General features: G+C 69.4%; 1 protein-coding gene. It reads left to right on the top strand.

The window, feature by feature from the left end:
• On the top strand, positions 1–761 hold a 761-nt coding region (locus PV419_RS52945), incomplete at both ends, for a putative T7SS-secreted protein (RefSeq protein ID WP_415925580.1).

Below are 761 nucleotides of genomic sequence, written 5' to 3'. Positions count from 1 at the left end.
GGTCGAGGACTGGGTCGAGGACCGGGTCGAGGATCTCGGTGAGGCCGTCGACGTCGCGGGAGACTGGACCGCCGACTGGCTGGATGACGTCGGCTGGGAGAGCGGTGCGGACTGGGTCCGGGACAAGAGCGACTCGGTGGCGAACGCGCTGGGCGCGGACGTCGACGAGATGCAGCTCGGTGAGACCGAGGACCCCAAGAAGCTGGTGCACGGCAGCCCGGACAAGCTCCGCTCCACGGCGGGTCATCTGAGGGACTTCCAGACCGCGTTCGACAACGTGGGCAAGGGGTTGCAGGGGCTGGACGCCGGTCATCTCAAGGGTCAGTCGGCGGACGCCTTCCGGGAGAGCGTGTCGGTCGAGCCGAAGAAGTGGTTCACGGCGGCGGACGCGTGTGAGAAGGCGGCCGGGGCGCTGGAGAGCTTCGCCGGGACGGTGGAGTGGGCGCAGAAGCAGGCCGAGGACGCGATCGCGCGTTACAAGAAGGGCAAGAAGGCGTCGGAGGACGCGCGGTCGGCGCACAACGACAAGGTGTCGGCGTACAACACCGCGGTGGACGCGTACAACGCCAAGCCCGCCGACCAGCGTGACAAGTCGAAGCTGCCGGACAAGCCGGGGGAGTTCCACGACCCGGGCACCGCGGATCTCGCCGCCGCCCGGGACATCCTGAGCGAGGCGCGGCGGCAGCGGAACGAGGCCCATACGACCGTGAAGACCGCGGTGGAGACGGCGCGTGACAAGGCGCCGGACAAGCCCTCGTACG

This window comes from Streptomyces sp. ME19-01-6 (genome assembly GCF_033793745.1).
Taxonomy (GTDB): Bacteria; Actinomycetota; Actinomycetes; order Streptomycetales; family Streptomycetaceae; genus Streptomyces.
The sequence above is the reverse complement of the archived record's forward strand: the minus strand, read 5'-3'. Positions and strand labels throughout refer to the sequence as shown.